15 protein-coding genes, 3 tRNA genes and 1 pseudogene are annotated in these 18,332 nt (G+C 63.6%); 6 read left to right on the plus strand and 13 right to left on the minus strand.

Translation table 11 applies throughout. From position 1 onward, the window contains the following. Nucleotides 1–576: 576 nt before the first annotated feature. On the plus strand, nt 577–3,087 hold the full coding sequence (locus ACFO3A_RS14200) for a DUF349 domain-containing protein (RefSeq protein WP_377727654.1): 2,511 nt from the start codon (nt 577–579) through the stop codon (nt 3,085–3,087). A 108-nt stretch (nt 3,088–3,195) separates the two neighbouring features. Here the strand turns inward: ACFO3A_RS14200 and ACFO3A_RS14205 are convergent, their stop codons facing one another. Then, nucleotides 3,196–3,519, minus strand: coding sequence for a DUF3325 domain-containing protein (locus tag ACFO3A_RS14205; protein ID WP_377727656.1), 324 nt, complete (start codon nt 3,517–3,519; stop codon nt 3,196–3,198). Next, nucleotides 3,512–5,224, minus strand: a complete 1,713-nt coding sequence (locus ACFO3A_RS14210; RefSeq protein WP_377727658.1) for a PepSY-associated TM helix domain-containing protein — start codon at nt 5,222–5,224, stop codon at nt 3,512–3,514. Before ACFO3A_RS14210 ends, ACFO3A_RS14205 begins: the two co-directional genes overlap by 8 nt. 111 nt (nt 5,225–5,335) lie before the next feature. Here ACFO3A_RS14210 and ACFO3A_RS14215 point away from each other — a divergent pair, with 111 nt between their 5' ends. Both ACFO3A_RS14215 and ACFO3A_RS14220 read left to right on the plus strand, forming a co-directional pair. After that, a complete protein-coding gene (locus ACFO3A_RS14215; RefSeq protein WP_377727659.1) occupies nt 5,336–5,593 on the plus strand; it encodes a type II toxin-antitoxin system ParD family antitoxin in 258 nt (85 codons plus the stop codon). Further along, on the plus strand, nt 5,590–5,883 hold the full coding sequence (locus ACFO3A_RS14220; protein ID WP_377727662.1) for a type II toxin-antitoxin system RelE/ParE family toxin: 294 nt from the start codon (nt 5,590–5,592) through the stop codon (nt 5,881–5,883). The genes ACFO3A_RS14215 and ACFO3A_RS14220 overlap by 4 nt, the downstream gene beginning before the upstream one ends. A 27-nt stretch (nt 5,884–5,910) precedes the next feature. Here ACFO3A_RS14220 and ACFO3A_RS14225 read toward each other — a convergent pair. The 7 genes and pseudogenes from ACFO3A_RS14225 to ACFO3A_RS14255 all read right to left on the minus strand — a co-directional run. Then, nucleotides 5,911–6,198 (minus strand): annotated as a pseudogene (locus ACFO3A_RS14225) (iron uptake protein); the annotation flags it as partial. 133 nt (nt 6,199–6,331) lie between these two features. Beyond that, nucleotides 6,332–8,830: a TonB-dependent siderophore receptor gene (locus ACFO3A_RS14230; protein ID WP_377727665.1), complete on the minus strand. Its 2,499-nt coding sequence runs from the start codon at nt 8,828–8,830 to the stop codon at nt 6,332–6,334. A gap of 258 nt (nt 8,831–9,088) precedes the next feature. Then, on the minus strand, nt 9,089–10,084 hold the full coding sequence (locus ACFO3A_RS14235; protein ID WP_377727667.1) for a FecR domain-containing protein: 996 nt from the start codon (nt 10,082–10,084) through the stop codon (nt 9,089–9,091). Further along, nucleotides 10,081–10,638: a sigma-70 family RNA polymerase sigma factor gene (locus tag ACFO3A_RS14240; RefSeq protein ID WP_377727670.1), complete on the minus strand. Its 558-nt coding sequence runs from the start codon at nt 10,636–10,638 to the stop codon at nt 10,081–10,083. The genes ACFO3A_RS14235 and ACFO3A_RS14240 overlap by 4 nt, the downstream gene beginning before the upstream one ends. A 156-nt stretch (nt 10,639–10,794) precedes the next feature. Then, nucleotides 10,795–10,879: transfer RNA gene (locus ACFO3A_RS14245), tRNA-Leu, on the minus strand. Between the two features lie 77 nt (nt 10,880–10,956). Next, a tRNA-Leu gene (locus tag ACFO3A_RS14250) sits at nt 10,957–11,041 on the minus strand. Nucleotides 11,042–11,126: 85 nt separating this feature from the next. Next, nucleotides 11,127–11,211, minus strand: a tRNA-Leu gene (locus tag ACFO3A_RS14255). Between the two features lie 19 nt (nt 11,212–11,230). Here ACFO3A_RS14255 and rnr point away from each other — a divergent pair. After that, the gene (gene rnr / locus ACFO3A_RS14260; protein WP_377727673.1) at nt 11,231–13,486 is read left to right on the plus strand and encodes a ribonuclease R; all 2,256 of its coding nucleotides are present in this window, start codon (nt 11,231–11,233) and stop codon (nt 13,484–13,486) included. A gap of 121 nt (nt 13,487–13,607) precedes the next feature. Here rnr and ACFO3A_RS14265 read toward each other — a convergent pair whose 3' ends face one another. Continuing rightward, nucleotides 13,608–13,772, minus strand: coding sequence for a DUF3149 domain-containing protein (locus tag ACFO3A_RS14265; RefSeq protein WP_377727675.1), 165 nt, complete (start codon nt 13,770–13,772; stop codon nt 13,608–13,610). Nucleotides 13,773–13,916: 144 nt separating this feature from the next. Here ACFO3A_RS14265 and ACFO3A_RS14270 point away from each other — a divergent pair, with 144 nt between their 5' ends. Next, the gene (locus ACFO3A_RS14270; protein WP_377727678.1) at nt 13,917–14,375 is read left to right on the plus strand and encodes a DUF2721 domain-containing protein; all 459 of its coding nucleotides are present in this window, start codon (nt 13,917–13,919) and stop codon (nt 14,373–14,375) included. Nucleotides 14,376–14,404: 29 nt separating this feature from the next. Here the strand turns inward: ACFO3A_RS14270 and ACFO3A_RS14275 are convergent, their stop codons facing one another. The 3 genes from ACFO3A_RS14275 to ACFO3A_RS14285 all read right to left on the minus strand — a co-directional run bounded on the left by ACFO3A_RS14275 (nt 14,405) and on the right by ACFO3A_RS14285 (nt 17,465). Beyond that, nucleotides 14,405–14,716, minus strand: coding sequence for a hypothetical protein (locus tag ACFO3A_RS14275; RefSeq protein ID WP_377727680.1), 312 nt, complete (start codon nt 14,714–14,716; stop codon nt 14,405–14,407). Nucleotides 14,717–14,836: 120 nt separating this feature from the next. Next, nucleotides 14,837–16,192 carry a glutathione-disulfide reductase gene (gene gorA / locus ACFO3A_RS14280; protein WP_377727683.1) on the minus strand — a complete coding sequence of 452 codons (1,356 nt, stop codon included), beginning with the start codon at nt 16,190–16,192 and terminating at the stop codon, nt 14,837–14,839. 358 nt (nt 16,193–16,550) lie between these two features. Then, nucleotides 16,551–17,465: a DMT family transporter gene (locus ACFO3A_RS14285; RefSeq protein ID WP_377727686.1), complete on the minus strand. Its 915-nt coding sequence runs from the start codon at nt 17,463–17,465 to the stop codon at nt 16,551–16,553. An 80-nt stretch (nt 17,466–17,545) separates the two neighbouring features. On the opposite strand from ACFO3A_RS14285, the gene ACFO3A_RS14290 reads away from it, so the two are divergent. After that, nucleotides 17,546–18,088 (plus strand): helix-turn-helix domain-containing protein, encoded by a 543-nt coding sequence (locus ACFO3A_RS14290; protein WP_377727692.1) that lies wholly within the window; start codon nt 17,546–17,548, stop codon nt 18,086–18,088. The last annotated feature ends 244 nt before the right edge of the window (nt 18,089–18,332 follow it).

The following is an 18,332-nucleotide window of genomic DNA, read 5'->3' on the forward strand; positions in this document are numbered from 1 at the left end:
CACGCGGCGCATTCTAGGGGGTGTCAAAATTACCCGTCAATCGTTAAAAAATGCTTTTTAAGATAAAAAGGTTATTTGGACTGCCGGGAAATCGACGTATCCCTAGTGGTTTCCCCGCATCTTTCCGCCATGTTGCGCACGGCCCCTTGGCAGGCAGGGCGCAGATGTCTATATTGGCAGCGAGTGCCCTGGGCACTCTTGTTCGCCAGCACATACCACCGGGTGGGCGTTCTGCCTGCTTTTCAGCCCCTGTTTGGCATCTGGGTGTGGCTGCGGACCGAAAGGGGTAATCATTACCCCGTGGCGTGCAGACCCTGACTCTCTGGGCGCCACTGTGTGCAAGGTCTTGGACTTTGCCTAAAGACCCACACTCTGGCCTATGCTCGGGTGTGGGTCTTTTCGCTGCCTGCACACATTTACCCAAATAAGCTTGGGTGCTTTGCGTTTCAAGGCGAAAATACCGGGTAGCTCACGACCAGCGGCACTGCTGGGAACCCTTTTCAAGCACGCCCAGGATGGGGCATCTGTCCTGGGCGCCTCCTTTTTTATTGATGACCGTTTTTAGTATTCAGCGCTATGTCTGACGCCACCGAACTCACTTCCACCAGCGGCAATGGTGCCGACGTCCATCCCCTAGATACCTTGACTGGAGGGGCCTTCTCGGCGCAAACCTCGGGGGAGCGGGCCACCTGTCTGCGTGCCTGGCTGGCCAGCGATCCTTCTGCCGAGCAACTGCAGGAAGTCATGAAAGAACTGGGCAACCGCGACAAGGGGGCCACCCGCTTGCTGCGCGAGCGCCTGGACGACATGCGCCGTGCCCAGGACCAGGATTTGATCGTCGGGGAATGGGCCGCCAGCGCCCAGGCATTGCTGCAGGCGCCGCATTTTTCTGCCGAGCAGGCCGCTTTGTGGCAGCGCGATGCCGCCAAGGCCGGGGCGCCGCTGTCGCGCGAACCCTTGGCCAGCCTGAAGGCCCAACTGCTTGAACGCGCCAAGGGCATCGAGGAACTGCAGCACAAGGTTCAGGTGCAGCGCGAAGTGGCCGTGCTGCTGGCACAGCGCATCGAGGTGCTTTCCACCAAGCCCTGGAAAGATGCCGAGGCCGCTCTGGACGGCCTGCAGGCAGACGTTACCCAGTGGCGCCAGCAAGCCCTGAGTTTGCGCAGCGACGCGGGCTGGGCCTGTGTGCCCGAGCGTTTTACCAGCACGCTGGAAACTTCTGAGGCCCAGCTCCTGCTGGTCTGGCAGGCGTTTCTGGATGCGCTGGCCGTCACCAAACTGGCCGCAGAAGACGCCAATGCTGCGCTGCCGGCCGTTCCGGTGTGGGCCGATGAAATCCGTGTGGCCCGGGGAATGCCGTCGGAGCTGGCTGTGCCAGCAGCCGTCGCCAAACCGGATCCCGCAGCCAAGCAGCACGCCGCCCAGGCAGCGCTGCAGCCTTTGCTGCAAAGCCTGGCCGATGCGCCCCCGCAAGACAAGGCAGCCGCCATTGCCCAGGTACGCAGTGCGTTGAAGCAGCACGGCCGCTGGCTGGATGCAGCCTTGGCTGGGCAAGTGCATGAGCAGTTGCTGGCAGCGGGCGATACCCTGGGCTGGCAGCCGCAGCAGGCCGATACCCTGCGCCAGCAGCTGATCGAGCAGGCGGTTGCCTTGACGCAAAACCCGCAGGGCGGGCGTAAATTGCAGGATGCCCTGCGCCACCTGCGTGACCAGTGGCGCCAGATCGACCAGGGCGCCGCGCCCAATCATGGACTGTGGAAAAAGTTCGACGAAGCCTGCACCCAGGTACACCAGCAGGTACAGCAATGGCTGGGCAAGGTACGGGCTGAATCGACCCAGCACAAGGCAGACCGCCAGGCGCTGATCGACGAAGTCAAGGCCTGGGCGCAGACACCCGTGTCCGACTGGAAGGAAGCAGCACGCGCCCTGCGCCAGTTTGGCCAGCGCTGGCGTGATGGCGGGCACGTCGGAGAAAAAGCCTTTGCCGAGCTGCAAGCCGCATGGAAAGAGGCGATTCATGCTGCCGAGGCGCCCTTGCGTGCTGCACAAAAAGAGAGCATTGCCCAGCGAGAGGCATTGATTTCCCAGGTCAAAGCACTGCACGATGCCCCGGGGCTGGCGGTAGATGCTATCAAAACCTTGCAGCAGCAATGGCAGGCGCTGGCCCAGGCGGTTCCCCTGGAGCGCAAGCTGGAGCAAAAGCTCTGGGATGCGTTCCGTGCGCCCGTGGATGCCCTGTTCCAGCGCAAGTCCGCCGAGCGCAGCCGTGCGCCTGCGCAGGCGCTGTCCGCCTATGACCGGGCGGTGCTGGATGCCGCACAGGCTCTGCAGGCCGCCAATGCCGGCGGCGATGCACAGCAAATCCGCGCTGCCTTGAATGCCCTGGAAGCGGCCAGACAGCAAGTCCCGCAAGACCCGTCGGCCCAGACTACCCCTGCCGCCGCGCAGGATGCGGCTCCGGCGGCGGCTGCCGCAGTCGCAGTCGAACGCCCGGTGGTCGCCGTGCGCGGGGACGATCGTCCGGGCGCCAAAAAAGAGGCCGCCCCTCAAACTGGGCGTGACCTCCGGGGCAGCGGCAAGGAGCGCCGTCCCGACCAGCGCCCGCCGCGTGCAGATCGGGCCGAGCGTGGCCCCCGGCTGTCCGACGCTGCCTTCCGCGCCCAGCGCGATGCCGTCGATGCCGCCCAGCACGCCCTGCGCAAACTCACCGCACAGGCCCACGGCGAAGCCGTTGGCCAATTGCTCCAGGCCTGGGCCCAGCGCGATGCCGCTGCCCTGCCATCCGGCCAGGAACTGGGCAAACTTCCCGCCGCTGCCCGCAACAGCTGGGGCCAGGCACTGGCCGACGCCCCCAAGGGCGACGCCGGGCCGTCCCTGCTGCGTCTGGAAATCGCTGCCGACGTGCCCACCCCTGCCGAACAGCACAGCCAGCGCCGCATGTTGCAACTGCAACTGCTGACCCAGCGCAATGCCGCCATGCCGCAGGAAACCTGGACGCAGGACGTGGCCGCCGTGCTGGCCACCGCCCACGGCGAAGCCACGGCACGGCGTCTGCAAAACGTACTCAAAGCCCTGCTGCGCAAATAGCCGTATCCGGCCAGGGCAGGGCGGTGCAGGCCGCCTTCATGCAACAACGCCCGGTGCATTGCACCGGGCGTTGGCGTTTTCAACCGCTTGGCCGGCTGTGGCGGGCGCCTATCCCGCCACCCAGGCCAGCCCCCGCAGCCAGCGGGGCCGCCAGGTCAAGGCCAGGGCGATTGCCAGCGCCGCAGCGGCCAGCGCCATCACCCACACCAGCACGGCCATCGAGGCATGGTCGGCCCACAGGCACAGCGCCAGTCCGGCGCTCAGGGCCAGTGCCCCCAGCACCCGCAGGCGCAAGACTTGGGCACGGCTGGGCATGCCCGTACCCTGGTCTGTCCGCACCTGCGCCCAATGCCTCTCCATCGCCAGCGCCAGCCAGCCCATGCCTGCCGTGCAGGCCAGCAGGGCCGCCGTCAGCAATGCCGCTTCACGCATGGGCGGCCTCTGCTTTCGTTTGGTTCTTCACGGATTTCCGGGTCGGTGCAGCCGTCGCCGCAGCACGCCGCCCCAGCTTGCGAGCGGCCAGCATCGCCAACGCTGCCGTTGCCAGCAGGGCCAGATCGACTCCGGCCACCGGCCAATAGGGCGCGGTCAACAGGGTTCGCAGCAAATGGTCGCCCGTCGTCACCCAGTTCAAACCCACGGCCAGCACCGCCAGCACGGCTATTGCGCCGCACTGTTCACGCCAGGCCGGATGGGGCTTGCCCAGCGCCACCGGCGCACTGCGCCAGAAGGCGTGCGCCATTGCCAGCGCCCAGGCGGTCCAGAACAGGAACTGCTCTACCGCGCCCCGGTCTTGCAAGCCTTGCGGCCAATCGGCGGGCAATGTGTCAGGCAATAGCCGATTGGCAACCAGGATGGCCAGCGTAGCCAGCACCATCCCCGTGACCGTCGTCACGGCCAGCGCATCGACCATGCGGCTGCCCTGGCGGCCGGCCTTGGCGTGTTGCTTCTTGCGCTTTTCCACGAAAAAGACAAAGCCCGTCGCAATGCACACGCAGCCCATCAGCCCGCCCAGCACATACAGCCAGCGCAGCAGCCAGTGGCGGAAATGCTGCAAGTGCAACCCCGTCAAAAAGGTATTGAGGCTTGCCACCGCCGTGCGCGGCGGGTCTTCGCGCAGCACCTTGCCCGTGCCGGCCTGAAAGTGAATGCCGTTGCCGGTCAATGCAATACGGTCGGTGCCAGCACGGTAAACGCTCACATAGCCATTGGCATCGCCGACATGCCGTACTGCCAGAAGCCCCACTTCGCCTGCCATGCCCTTGTCCGCCCAGCGCCGTTGCGCCTCCAGCACCATCGCATCCACCGAAGCCAGCGGCGCCGCAATGCCCGAGCGCTCCTGCGGCAGGCCGCTTTCCTGCGCCTCCAGCTGCTCATGCAGTTCGTGCAGCGGCTCCAACTGCGTGTGCGACACCGGAAAGTAAAAGCCCGCAAAAATCACCACCCCGGTAAAGGCAAAAAAGAAGTGAAACGGCAGCGCCAGCACGCCCGTCAGATTGTGCAAATCCAAAGTGCTGCGCTGCACCGCCTTCCCGGGGCGGAAGGTGAAAAACTCCCGAAACACCTTGCGGTGCATCACCACGCCGCTGACCAGCGCCGCCAGCATCGCCAAACCCGCCAGCCCGACCAGCCAGATACCCAGGTTCGCCCAGTGCAGGTTCAGGCTGTAGTGCAGCGGGTAGAAAAACCGGCTGCCGATCTTCAACCGGTCATCCGGCAACGCCGCCCCCGTGCGCGGGTCGATCGTGCGGCTGCCCCACACCCCTTGCTCCGGGTCCTTGGCATTGGGCACCACATAGCCCGCCGACAGCACCAGCACCGGGTCGCGGTGCGTGGTGTAGGCGCTCCAGGAGCGCACCGTGTCAAAGCGCTCGGGCATCGGGCCATGCACTTTGTCGCGCATCCGTTCGATGCTCTGCGGGGTCGGCTGCATATCCTCGAACGCCGGGCGCAGCAGACCGTCGAACGACGGCATCGGCTGCGCGGCAAAGCGCGATTGGGGAATCGCCCAGCGGTCGATCTCCCGGTCGAACACCGACAAGGCGCCGAAGAAGAACGCAGCCATCAGCACAAAGCCCAGCGTCAGGCCAAACCAGGTATGCAGCCACGTCATGGCATGGCGGAAGGTGGGGAACATCAGGGCGTCTCCAGCAAAAAAATTGTTATAGTGCACCGGCCATGCAGGCAGAAATACCAATAAATATCAATTGGTGGTAAATTTGGCATCCATCCCTTCCGGAAACCCATCATGAGCAAGAACACCTCCATCTCCCTGGGCGAACACTTTGGCGGCTTCATCGAACAGCAGCTTGCCCGTGGCCGGTACGGCTCGGCCAGCGAGGTCGTGCGTGCCGGACTGCGCCTGCTCGAAGAACAGGAAACACGCCTGCACGCCCTGCGCCATGCCCTGGAGGAAGGCGAACGCAGCGGCCAGGCAACGGACTTTGACTTCGACCAATTCATCCAGGCCAAACGCGCCCAAGCCGGGCAGAAAGCCCCTGTGTGAACGGCTACCAGCTCTCCCGCAAGGCGGTCGCCGACCTTTCCGGCATCTGGGACTACACCGCCGAACATTGGGGCATCGAGCAGGCCGAGCGCTACATCGGCAACATCCGCGACGCTTGCAAGACGTTGGCCTGTGGCCAACAACGCGGCCAGGACGCCAGCCACATCCGCCACGGCTACCGCAAGCAGCTCACGGGTGCGCACATCCTGTTTTTCCGAACCCTGGACGACGGCGACATCCAGATCGTGCGCATCTTGCATCAGCGCATGGATGCAGCCCGGCATCTGTGAACGGCAAGCCATCACACCAACCCCCACTTGCACCAGCCAGGCCGCCCCGACCATCAGCGCCCCGCCGCCCGCCAGCACGGCCCACACCCGGCGCAGGCTGCGGGCGGCAAAGGCCCACAGGAACACGAGCAGATAGAACAGGATGCCGACGATGCCGCTCAACTGCTCGGCATCATGAAACTCCATGCCCAGGGCAAACAGGCTGACCATGCCCAGGGCGATCAAGCCCCAGGTAAAGGCGTAGCCACCCAGCAGCGCGGCGGCGATGCGCAGGGCGAGGTGCAGGCGGGGGGAAGCAGGCACGGCAACGGACATGGGAATCGGTCGATGGGGTTATAGAAAAAAGAGCTTCTTCCGCCTGTTATATGGTTGTTTCAAGGTTGATTGATATTGAAATCACCGTATATCAAGCGGAAGAAGCTATTTTTATAAGAGCGCTATCAAATGCTCAAAACCGGTACCGCAGATTCGCCGTCAGCTTGCGCGGCTCGCCGAAGGGCGAGTAGTACTTGTTCTCCAGGTTCGCGCGGTAGGTGCGGTCGAACAGGTTGCTCACCGCCAGCATCAGCTCGGCCTTCGGGTCGATCTCGTACCTGGCCATCAGCCCCACCAGCACCAGTCCGCCGCTGCGCACGGTATAGGGCTTGCCCGTGTCCCAGCTCGTGTCATTGCGGTAGATCTTGCTGCGTGCCGACACGTTGCCGCCCAGCGTCCAGCCCGTGTTGGGCAGTTTGTAGGCCGTGGACAGGCGCAGGCTGTGGCGCGGCAGTTGAGGGCCGTAGCGTTCGCCATTCCTGGCGCCGCTGGCGTATTGGCTGTCCATATAGGTATAGCCCGCCGCCACGTTCCAGCCGGTGGCAATCTCGCCGCTGGCGCCCAGGTCGATGCCCTGGCTGACCACCTTGTCGGCGGCGATGTAGCAGGTGCCGCCGCAGGCGTTGGCCGGGTCGGGAACGATGGATTCATCGCGCCGCGCCAGATTGGTCTGCTCCAGGCGGAACACGGCGGCCGACACGTTCAGGCGCTTGTCCAGCAGCTCGCCCTTGATGCCCGCCTCGTAGTTGGCACCCACCACGGGCTTGACGGTGCCGCCAGCCGCCGTCTTCCGGGTTTGCGGGGTGAAGATGTCGGAATAGCTGGCATAGACCGAAACCTGCGCGTTCAGGTCGTAGATCAGTCCGGCATAGGGGCTGATGACACCGTTTTCCTCGCTGCTGGTGCGTTTTGTAAGCAGATTCTCGTCTTTGTAGTTGCTGACACGCACGCCGGTGATGAGCTTGAGTGCATCGGTCACGCTCCAGCGTGCCACGCCGTAGGCTCCCAGTTGGGTTGTCTTCGTGTCGCCGAAATAGGGAGTGGCTCCGGGGATGTCGTCCAGTGCCGAGGGGTCGAAGGTATTGACGTTGATGGGCAGCCTGGGGATATAGCCTGCACCCGTGTAGGTATGCCGCATCGTCGATCCGTTCAGGCCGAATGCCGCTTCGTGCTTGCGCCCGAACCATTGGAACGGCCCGGAGACATAGACATCCGCCGCATTGGCACTCAAGTCCTGTGTCAGACTGCGCTGCCGTCCCAACACCAGTCCGTCGCCGGTTGTTACGTCCAACTCGCCCCGTGCATAGCTGTAACGAGAAATGTCGGAATCCGTTCTGTTATGGGAAAAAGTGGCCTTGGCCTGCCAATCGCCCGCCAAGCGCTGCGTCAGGCCCAGAGTGGTCAGCGTGTAGTCCTTGACGGTACGCTGGCCCGCATCACCCCAGAAGAAGGAACGGCGGATGCCTGGTTCGCTGCCGTCGGCGGCAAACGGTGCGCCCAGATGGTTACGCCCGGTGTCCCGCTGGTATTGCACGCTGGCTTCCAGCGTGGTGGTGGCTGTCAGGTCAGTCTCGGCCACGGCATAGATGGCGCGGCGGTTGCGGTAGACGTAGTCCACAAAGGATTTGCTGTTGTCCGCCACGGCCACCACACGGCCCCGGATGCGGCCCGATTCGGTGAGCGGGGCGGAAATATCACCCACGATGCGCCGCCCGTCCCAGGAGGCCAGTTGCATTTCAGCCAATGCCTGGAAAGCCTCGGTAGGCCGCTTGCGTACCAGATTGATGGTGCCACCCGGTTGTCCTGCGCCCGTCAGCAGGCCCGCTGCCCCCTGAACCGTCTCCACCCGATCAAGGAAGGCGTTGTCGATTTGCGGGTTACGGTTGTTGTTGCTGATGCCTCCGGGGTTGGGGACGCCATCGTACTGGGACTGCATCTCAAACCCCCGGCTGAAGTACTGTGCGCCATTGTTGCCTTGAGCAGCCACGAAGGCTCCGTTGACCGCTTGCAACGCATCATCCACCGAGGTCATCCCAAAGTCCTGCATCTGCTGGCTGGTCACCACCGTCACTGTCTGCGGCGTCTCGCGCGGCGTCAGATGAAGCTTGGTGGCTGTATTGGTGGACGATGCGGCATAGCTGCCCGTCCCCTCGGTAGTGCCGCTGCGCTCGGCCCCGGCCGTTACCGTCACTTCTTTCAGCGTGGCCGCGCCACTAGTATTGGCCGTGGGGGCGGGCGCTGCCGGTTGCAGGGCATAGCGCCCCTGGGCGTCGGGTGTTGCCGTCAGTCCGGTGCCCGCCAGCAGGGCGGCCAACGCGGCAGCCGGGGTGTGGCTGCCTTGTACGCCGGGGCTGGTCTTGCCCTGGGCCAGCGTCGTGCTGCCGGAAAGCAGCAGGCCCGATTCGGCCAGAAAGTGTGTCAGCACCGTGTTCAGCGGTCCGGCAGGAATGTTGTAGCTGCGTTGTTGGGCTGCGCTGGCCTGGGTCGGCGGCGTGGCCTGGGCCGATGCCGTGGTGGCCCAGCCGATGCTGGCGGCTGCCAGCAGGTGAGCCGCCAGAACCAGCGGGCGCGGCGTGAAGCGCGGCCGGCAGGCGGCGGTGGCGGAACGCGAATGCGTTGGACGATGAAACATTTTTTCTGACCCTTTTCACGTTTGGATGGACTCTTGCGTCGGCGAACCGAGACTTATTCCCATCGTCAGACAGCACAACACCGCCCTGTCAGGTACACGATCTGGCAGGGCGGTGCTGTGCAGGGGGCGGGGAATTTGTCCGTTCTCTCCTCGCCAGGTAAACCGGATCAGCCGGGCAAATGTGGAAACTGCCGGGGCGAAAAATGTCGGGAAAGTTGTAACAGTGTGTCGTCTTCCCGGTGTTCTGAGAACACGCTCTTACGGCCTGCGGGCCTCGATGGTGGTCCACCAGGGCAGGGGCTGGCGCACCTGGATGGGCAGGGTTTTCTGGAGCATGGAGAGGGTGCCGTCCACGTCGTCCAGCGGGAAGCTGCCCAGGACGGTCAGGCCCGCCACCTCGGGCGCAACGGCGATGTGGCCGCGCTGGTAGCGGGTCAGTTCGGCGATGACCTGGCCCAGGGGGATGTCTTGCGCCAGCAGAATGCCGCGTGCCCAGGCTTGGCGGGCGGGGTCGGCGGGGGCGGGCATATCCAGGCGCTGGGCGTTGAAGCCGAGCTGCTGGCCCGCGCCGATGGTGGCGCTTTCGGCGCTGCTTGCCAGCGTGACCTGCACGGCGCCCTGGTAGACGGCCAGCTGGGTGTGGCCGTTTTCGTCCAGACGCACGTTGAAGCGGGTGCCCAGCGCCTGCATCCGGCCCTGGGGGGTATCGACGACAAAGGGGCGGTCATCGGCATCGGCGGCGGTCTGGATGAGGATTTCACCGCTGCGCAGGCGCAACCGGCGCAGGCGGGCGTCGTAGTCCTGGTTGAAGGCGCTGGCGCTGGCCAGCCAGACCTGGGTGCCGTCGGTCAGGCGCACTTCGCGCCGTTCGCCGGTGGCGGTGCGGTAGTCCGCGCCCCAGGCAAGCAGGGCTTCCATGGCGCCGGGCTGGCGCCAGGTGGCCCAGCCCAGGAGGCCGCCTGCGCCGGTCATGGCGGCGATGGTCAGCACGCTGCGGCGGTTGCGCCGGTTGCTGGCGCTGGCTTGCAGCGCGTCGGCGGCCAGGCGCGGTATGGCGCCGGTTTGCAGGGGCTGGAAGCGTTGGCTGATGCGTTCGACAAAGGCCCAGGCGGCACGCTGGTCTGCGCCGCTGGCCAGCCAGTCCTGCCAGCGGGCGCGGTCGGTGTCCGTGGCGGCTTCGGATTGCAGCAGCGAGAACCAGGCGGCGGCCTGCTCCATGGCTTCATGCGATGGCATCGTGGGCGGGGTGTTCATGGTGCGGCGCTGCCGCCTTGGGCCAGGTGGCGTGCTTCGAGCTGCATGCAGTGCAGCATGGCCTGGGCGATGTAGTGGCCGACCATGCGCGAGGACACGCCCAGTTCGCGGGCCACTTCCTGGTGCGTCATGCCGCAGATGCAGGCCAGGACGAAGGCGCGGACCGCCTTGGGCGGCAACTGGCCCAGCATGGCGTCGATTTCGCGCAGTGCCTGGAGTACGGCAGTCTGGTCTTCGGCGGAGGGGACGCAGGCTTCGGGCTGGGCGGCAATGGTGTCGGCCCAGGCCCGTTCGATTTCGCGGTGGCGCCACAGGTCGATGCACAGGCCGTTGGCGATGGTGCGCAGGTAGGCGCGGGCTTGCTGGCGGTTGTCGAAGCGGCTTTCCCCCAGGCTGTGGGGGCGAACCATCAGGCGCACGAAGGTGTCGTGTGCCAGGTCGGCGGCATCGCAGGCGTTGCCCATGCGGCGGCGCAACCAGGTTTGCAGCCAGCCGTGGTGATCGGTGTAGAGGGTTTCGACCCGTTGCTGAAGTTTGAACTCTGGCGTGCCCACGATGCTTTCCTGTGCCCCACGGCCAGTGCAAAACCGGCGATGAGAGGTGTTAATGAGAATTAAACTCATTTTATAAGCTTGGCGAAGGGCTGCCGTGCTACATCAGAGGAAGGGGAAATGAGAAAAGCCGCTGTGCGATAACACAGCGGCTTTGAATGGTGCCCAGGAGAGGACTCGAACCTCCACGCCTCGCAGCGCTAGTACCTGAAACTAGTGCGTCTACCAATTCCGCCACCTGGGCCGAGCAACCTGCCTTTTCTTTGGGGTGTGGTAGCACCCGGCGGGTTGTCTGCAAATTTTTAAATCATTCAACGACTTTGGTGCCCAGGAGAGGACTCGAACCTCCACGCCTCGCAGCGCTAGTACCTGAAACTAGTGCGTCTACCAATTCCGCCACCTGGGCTAGTTGCTAAAGCACGTTGAATAAATTTTGATTCCTGAATTCTTTCGGCAATCTGGTGAAGACTTTCACCGCATGTCGTTAAACTTGGTGCCCAGGAGAGGACTCGAACCTCCACGCCTCTCAGCGCTAGTACCTGAAACTAGTGCGTCTACCAATTCCGCCACCTGGGCATTTCAGGAAAGATGTAAATTGTATATTAAAAAAAACACCTCTCGCAGTAATTCCCGCGAGTTTTTGAAAGAAATTGAAGGCCAGGTGCAAGGCCACCGCGACGGACACGGGTTTGTGCTGCGCGGCGATGGGCAGTCGGACATCTTTTTACCCCCCAATGAAATGCGGGCCGTGCTGCACCAGGACAAGGTGCGTGTGCGCATCACGGGGCAGGATCGCAAGGGTCGTCCCGAGGGACATGTGCTGGAAATCGTCGAGCGCCCGGTGCGCCAGCTGATTGGCCGTCTGTTGCAGGAAAGCGGCGTGTGGCTGCTGGCCCCGGAGGACAAGCGCTTCGGCCAGGACGTGCTGCTGCCGCAAGGGCCGGGGGAGGGAAAGGCGGGGCAGGTTGTCGTCGTCGCCCTGACCGAAGCGCCGGCGCTGTATGGTCAGCCCGTGGGCAAGGTGATCGAGGTGCTGGGCGAAGTGGATGACCCCGGCATGGAAATCGAAATTGCGGTGCGCAAATACAGCGTGCCGCATGTGTTCTCGGAGGCCTGCCTGGCTGCGGCCGAGGCGCTGCCGGAAAAAGTCCTGGCCAAGGACTGCAAGGACCGGGTCGATCTGCGCGATGTGCCGCTGGTGACGATCGACGGCGAAGATGCCCGCGACTTTGACGATGCCGTGTATTGCGAAAGCGCCAAGATCGGCCGTGCCAAGGGCTGGCGCCTGCTGGTGGCGATTGCCGACGTCAGCCACTATGTGCAGAACGGCAATGCCATTGACGTCGATGCCTATGACCGGGCGACCAGCGTCTACTTTCCGCGCCGGGTGATTCCCATGCTGCCGGAAAAACTCAGCAACGGCCTGTGTTCGCTCAACCCCGAGGTCGATCGCCTGTGCCTGGTGTGCGACATGCTGATTACCGCCGAAGGGCAATTGCACGCCTACCAGTTCTACCCGGCCGTGATGAACAGCCATGCGCGGCTGACGTATACCGAAGTGGCCGCCATTCTCGGCAACACCCGTGGCCCGGAGGCCGCCCAGCGGGCCGCTTTGCTGCCGCATCTGCTGGATTTGCACGGTGTCTACAGCGCCTTGCTGAAAGCCCGCGAGGCCCGTGGCGCGGTGGACTTCGATACGGTGGAGACGCAGATCGTCAGCGATGACGCCGGACGCATTGAAAAAATCGTGCCGCGCCAGCGCAACCAGGCGCACCGGCTGATCGAGGAGTGCATGTTGGCGGCCAACGTCAGCGCTGCCGATTTCGTGTTGCACAACCAGCGCATGGCGCTGTTCCGCGTACACGACAAGCCTTCGGTCGAGAAGATCGAAATCCTGCGCACCTATCTGAAAGCCCTGGCGATTCCGGCCAGCATCAGCGACCATCCCAGCGCGGCGGAATTTCAGGCCATCGCCAAGGCCACGCACGAGCGGCCCGATGCGCTGCAGGTACACACCATGCTGCTGCGTTCCATGATGCAGGCCATGTATACGCCGGAGAACACCGGCCACTTCGGGCTGGCATACGACGCCTATACCCACTTCACCAGCCCGATTCGCCGCTACCCGGATTTGCTGCTGCACCGCGTCATCAAGGCCATCCTGACCGACAAGCCTTACATCCTGCCGGCGCTGCCGACGCCGGGCGAGGCCCAGGCCAAACTGGCCAAGCGGCTGGCCGAGCGCGTGACCGCGCCGAAAAGCACCGCCACGACACGCAGCCGGGTCAAGCAGGCGCAGATGCAGGGCTGGGAAGCGGCGGGCCTGCATTGCAGCGCCAACGAGCGCCGGGCCGACGAGGCCAGCCGCGATGTGGAGGCCTGGCTGAAATGCAAATACATGCGTGATTACCTGGGCGAGGAGTTCCAGGGCACGGTGTCTGCCGTCACCAGCTTTGGCCTGTTCGTCACGCTGGACGCCATGTATGTCGAGGGGCTGGTACACATCAGCGAGCTGGGCGGCGATTACTTCCGCTTTGACGAGATGCGCCAGGAGCTGCGTGGCGAGCGCACCGGGGTGCGCTACGCCATCGGCACGCGGATGCAGGTGCAGGTCAGCCGCGTCGATCTGGATGCCCGGCGCATCGATTTCTGCCTGGTGCGCGACGAGGATGAAGCGGCCCCCTTGCCCCAGCGGGGTTCCGGGCGCAGTCGCGCGGCACGGCGTACTGCGGCATTGCTGCAGCCGCAAGAAGGGGAGGCAGAGGTGGTCAAGGCGGTGAAAAAGAGCAAGGCGGTAACGGCAGCCAAGGGTGGGAAGACTACGGAAGGCAGCCGGAAGAAAGGGAAATAAAAAAAGATAGCTGCTTGCGATTATTCAACAACGCTTTCAATATTATTCATTTATGAAAGCAGGTTTGAATAAGCGCAGGCAGCTATCTTTTTATTAAAATAGTGCCCCGGAAGGCTTCTCGTCAGGATTTGGGGAGTGCCTGCTTGGCTTGCTCAGGGTCTTCGCCCAGGCGGATTTTTCCGAGGAAGAGGATCGTGAACCAGATCCACATGGCGATCAGGATCACGATCACTGCCAAGCTCATCAGGCCATAGTCGGTAGAGAACAAATCAATCAGCATCTGCATAACAGCCCTCGGTTGGTTAAAGTTGATAGTGTTCCAAATATCCCTGTTCCCAGTGGCTTTTTATTTGATGAAAATCAATAGTCAGTACTAACCCTAGATGATCGCGCCCGGCCTCTTCCGAATACGCCTTGCAAAGGCTTGACCATGATGGACATCACCACCGTTTCCGAAAGCGTGCAACTGGCCCTGGCGCCGGTGTTCTTCCTCACGGCCGTGGCCGGGATGATTGCCGTGGTGGCCGGGCGGCTGGCCCGGATCGTGGACCGGGCGCGGGTGGTGGAACAGGTCATCGAGGCCTCCGCCCACAGCGTCGAGGTGGAGCGGGCGTTGCTGGAATTGCGCTACCTGCGCTCGCGCGGACGGCTGGCCAATGGGTCCATCGGCCTGCTGACGCTGTGCGGTTTCCTGATCGGCCTGACGATTGTGTTGCTGTTTCTGGGGCGGGAGTGGGGCATACACGGCCAGGGCGCGGCCGTGGTGTGCTTTCTGGCCGGGGTGGTGTCGTTCATCGCCGCGCTGATCGGTTTTTTGTGGGAAACCGTGCTGGCCATGCAGCTGTTCAACTTCAACGTGCTGGAAGTGGGGCGGCGGGCGCATCACTGAGCACCGCGCTGCCGTAATGCCGGGAAGGCTCAATCCAGGCGGGCCAGGGCTTCCAGCAGGCCCCACTGGTTGGCCAGAATTTGATAGTGGCCGGTCTGCCCGGTTTTCTGGCTTTCGCCCTGAATGACGACCACGTTGCCCATGGCCTGGGCCTTGGCCGGCAGGGGCTTGATCTTGTCGTACTGATAGTTCTCGGCGATATCGCCCCGGAAGTTGATGATTTTCGGATTGCCCGAGCCCATTTGCTGCGCGTGGATAGAGAGGGTGCGTTCGCGCGTGACCTCGCTCAGCCCTTGGGTGATGGCTTTCTCCAATGCGATGGAGGGGGTGTTGTCTGTCATCCTGAATGTCCTTGACGTAAACCAGCCGCGCATCATGCCAGCACCCGGGGATTTGGGTAAGGGGGCTGGGGAGGGGGGACTTCTGCCCGGCAGCCGTGCGTAGATCGCGCCTGCTGGCGCCTAACGCATCGTCACGAACTCCTCAGCCGCTGTGGGATGGATGGCGATGGTGTCGTCCAGGTCCTTTTTGGTCGCGCCCATTTTCAGGGCGACGGCGAAGCCCTGGAGAATTTCGTCCATGCCGTAGCCGATGCCGTGAATCCCGACCACGCGCTCCTCGGGGCCGACGCAGACCAGCTTCATCCGCGCTGGCTGCCGGTGCCGGGTGACGGCGCTGTACATGGCGGTGAATGCGGTGTGATAGACCTTCACCTGTGCATCGCCGTGCTGCAGGCGTGCCTGCGGCTCGCTCAGGCCCACGGTGCCGATGGGGGGATGGCTGAACACCACGGTCGGGACATCTTCGTAGACCAGATGCGCGTCCGGCTTGCCGTTGAACAGGCGTTCGGACAAGCGCCTGCCGGCGGCGACGGCCACCGGCGTCAGGTCAATGCGACCCGTAATGTCCCCCACGGCGTAAATGCCGGGCGTGCTGGTGTTCTGGTACTTGTCCACCTGAATGTGGCCGGTGCCGTTGAGCGCCACGCCCGCCGCTTCCAGCCCCAGGCCGGAGGTGTCCGGTTTGCGGCCGATGGCCCAGACCACGCAGTCGATGACGTGGCTCTGGCCATTGTCGAGTTGCAGGGTCAGGCTGCCGTCCGCGTTCTTGACGATGGCCCTGGGGGCCGCGTGCCGGTGCAGCGTTGGCCCGTCGGCTTCCATCACCTGCACCAGGGTTTCGCACAGCATCGGGTCGAAGTGGCGCAGCGGCGTCTCATGGCGGATGAACAGGTGCGTCTGCGAGCCCAGGGCATGCAGCACGCCCGCCAGCTCCACCGCGATGTAGCCTGCGCCCACGACGGCGGTGCGCCTGGGCAGCGCCGGCAGCGTGAAGAACTGGTCGGAATCCAGCCCGTACTCCGCGCCCGGAATGCGCGGGCGGGCGGGCCGGGTGCCGGTGGCGATGAGGATGTGGTCGGCGGTCAGCCGCTCGCCATTGACTTCGACGGTGCGTGCATCGGCCAGGCGGGCAAAGCCGTGGACGACGTCGACCTTGTTACGCGCCAGGCTGGCGTGGTACGAGGCGTGGATGCGTTCGATGTAGGCGCTGCGGTTGGCCAGCAGGCGCTCCCAATCGAAACGCTCCACGGTGGTATCGAAGCCATAGTCCGGGCCGTAGCGGTGGATGGCCTCGGCAATCTGCGCTGCGTACCACATGACCTTTTTCGGCACGCAGCCGACATTGACGCAGGTTCCGCCGATGCCCCCGGCCTCGATCAGCGCACAGGATTTGCCGTGCAAGGCCGCCCTGTTTGCGGAAGCGATGCCGCCGCTGCCGCCCCCGATAACGATGTAGTCGTAGTGCTTCGTGCCCATGTGCGAACCTCCCCGTTCAAAACCTGGTGTTGCCGGATTGCATGCGCTGGCCGGCGCCAGCGGTATGGCTGCGATTGTCGGACGTAGACCTGCAAGGGCGCTGAAATGGGGCATTTTTCCGCTCCGCAGGGCAAGCGCACGCCCGGGGTTTGTAGCGGCTGCCCGCACAGCACCCGCATTCGTGTCATGCCACAACCGTGAACAGCTTCATAATCGAGAGTGCCTTCCACTTATAAATAAAGGATTTCAGATAGAAAACCATCTTGAATCCTTTATTTGTCATCGGAGAAAGCTCTCTTTTCTGTAATGCGTGCCCGATGGCTCGGCGTATCGCCAGGCACCGGGTGCCAGTCCCCGTCTATCGCTTGGAAGCCGACGGTATCTTCCGGGGTCTGGTGGCGGGCCGTAATTCGCTGACGATGACGCCAATGACGATAAAGGCACCGCCCAGCAAGGCCAGCGCCGGGAGCCGGTCGCCAGCCAGCCGCCCGACGACGCCGCCCCACACCGGCTCCCCGGCGTAGATGAGCGTGGCACGGGTCGGAGAGACCGATTTCTGCGCCCAGTTCATCGTCAATTGAATGATGGCGCTGGCCAGTCCCAGGCCCACTGCGGCGCACAGCCAGACCCATGAGAACGCTGGAACGGCTTCCCCGGCAACAGGCATCAGCAGCAGGGACAAGGCCCCGGCGACCAGCAACTGCACGACGGTGACGCGGCGGCTATCGACCGATGTGGCATACCGGCTGATAAGAATGATTTCTGCGGCGATCGCCAGCGCCGAGGTCACGGTGGCGATCTCGCCGATGCTCAGGGAAATCGCCCCGGCCTGCGGCCCGGCCAGCAGGACAAGCCCGGCAAACGCGAATGCCACGCCCAGCCAGCTCATGAAATGCGGTGGCCGCCGCAGAATCACCCATTGCAAGAGCGGCACCATCGGCACGTACAGCGCCGTCAGGAACGCCGACTGGCTGCTCGAAATGGTTTGCAGTCCATACGTTTGCAGCCAGTAGCCCGCAAAGATCGCAACGCCGATCACCGATCCGGCCTTGACTTCGTGCTGCGTCAGCCCGCCCAGGCTCCTGCGAAACAATAGCGCCGTGATTGCCCCTGCAATGAGGAAGCGAACCCCCACGAAGAACAGCGGGCCGGAGTGACGCATGGCCAGGTGGATGATCAGGAACGTCGTTCCCCAGACCATCGTGACAACGATGAGCGCCAGTTCCTGGCGGGACAAGGCAAAAGGAACCCGTGAAGGGCGCGAGTCGTTCATGGATGCGGTGACAGAAGAAATCAGTTGTGGTGAAATATACTGCACACTATTACCATGCGCAATATATTGCCCACTTTCCCATGCGAGAAGACGTCCTGACACACGTTGCATCCAATGTCCGGCGCTTGCGCCAGAGTGCAGGCCTGAGCCAGGCGGCGTTGGCCGAGGCGGCCGGATTGAGCCGACGGATGCTGGTTCATCTTGAAAGCGGCGACACGAATATCAGCCTGTCCAGCCTGGATCGGCTGGCAGCAGCGCTGGGCGTTTCGTTCGTCGAGTTTGTCAGCGATCCTGCGCGATCGCCCCAGCGGATCGAGGCCCTTGCATGGCGTGGCAACCAGCCCGACAGCCATGCCACCTTGTTGGGCAGCGTGCCGGCCCGCAGCGATGCCCAACTGTGGATATGGTCGCTGGCCATGCAGGAAAACTACGCAGCCGAGCCTGATCCGGAAGGGTGGCATGAAATGGTCTACGTCATCGAAGGCCGCCTGAAAATTGCCCTGGAAGAAGGCGACCGGATCGTCGAGGCAGGCAATTTTGCGATTTACAGCAGTGCTCAACCCTATGAATACCAGAATGTCGGCGACAGGGTGGTGCGCTTCGTTCGCAATGTGGTGACGTGAAGAATGGGACGTCCTGCAACTTGGTCTTCGCTTGGTTCTCCGCTTTCGTAAAGGCATCGCCCATGGCATCGGGCCTGCCGGAAAGCACGCATCGCAGGGAGAGACTTTGAACACGTTGTTAGATGTTTGATCCCAGGTTTTAATGGTGCAATCTTTTCCCTTGAATGGAAGGAAGCGCTATGGGCCAGGTTCTGCACGGGAGCGCCAGGACGACGGAGGCAATCCGTCGAACAATACAAAATAG

Source organism: Comamonas nitrativorans (genome assembly GCF_042654765.1).
GTDB classification, from domain to species: Bacteria; Pseudomonadota; Gammaproteobacteria; order Burkholderiales; family Burkholderiaceae_C; genus Comamonas; species Comamonas nitrativorans.

Coding starts and splice junctions, on each gene's coding strand:
- ACFO3A_RS14200 (WP_377727654.1), top strand. CDS start 577: ATGTCTGACGCCACCGAACTCACTTCCACCAGCGGCAATGGTGCCGAC.
- ACFO3A_RS14205 (WP_377727656.1), bottom strand. CDS start 3,519: ATGCGTGAAGCGGCATTGCTGACGGCGGCCCTGCTGGCCTGCACGGCA.
- ACFO3A_RS14210 (WP_377727658.1), bottom strand. CDS start 5,224: ATGTTCCCCACCTTCCGCCATGCCATGACGTGGCTGCATACCTGGTTT.
- ACFO3A_RS14215 (WP_377727659.1), top strand. CDS start 5,336: ATGAGCAAGAACACCTCCATCTCCCTGGGCGAACACTTTGGCGGCTTC.
- ACFO3A_RS14230 (WP_377727665.1), bottom strand. CDS start 8,830: ATGTTTCATCGTCCAACGCATTCGCGTTCCGCCACCGCCGCCTGCCGG.
- ACFO3A_RS14235 (WP_377727667.1), bottom strand. CDS start 10,084: ATGAACACCCCGCCCACGATGCCATCGCATGAAGCCATGGAGCAGGCC.
- ACFO3A_RS14265 (WP_377727675.1), bottom strand. CDS start 13,772: ATGCAGATGCTGATTGATTTGTTCTCTACCGACTATGGCCTGATGAGC.
- ACFO3A_RS14270 (WP_377727678.1), top strand. CDS start 13,917: ATGATGGACATCACCACCGTTTCCGAAAGCGTGCAACTGGCCCTGGCG.
- ACFO3A_RS14275 (WP_377727680.1), bottom strand. CDS start 14,716: ATGACAGACAACACCCCCTCCATCGCATTGGAGAAAGCCATCACCCAA.
- gorA (WP_377727683.1), bottom strand. CDS start 16,192: ATGGGCACGAAGCACTACGACTACATCGTTATCGGGGGCGGCAGCGGC.
- ACFO3A_RS14285 (WP_377727686.1), bottom strand. CDS start 17,465: ATGAACGACTCGCGCCCTTCACGGGTTCCTTTTGCCTTGTCCCGCCAG.
- ACFO3A_RS14290 (WP_377727692.1), top strand. CDS start 17,546: ATGCGAGAAGACGTCCTGACACACGTTGCATCCAATGTCCGGCGCTTG.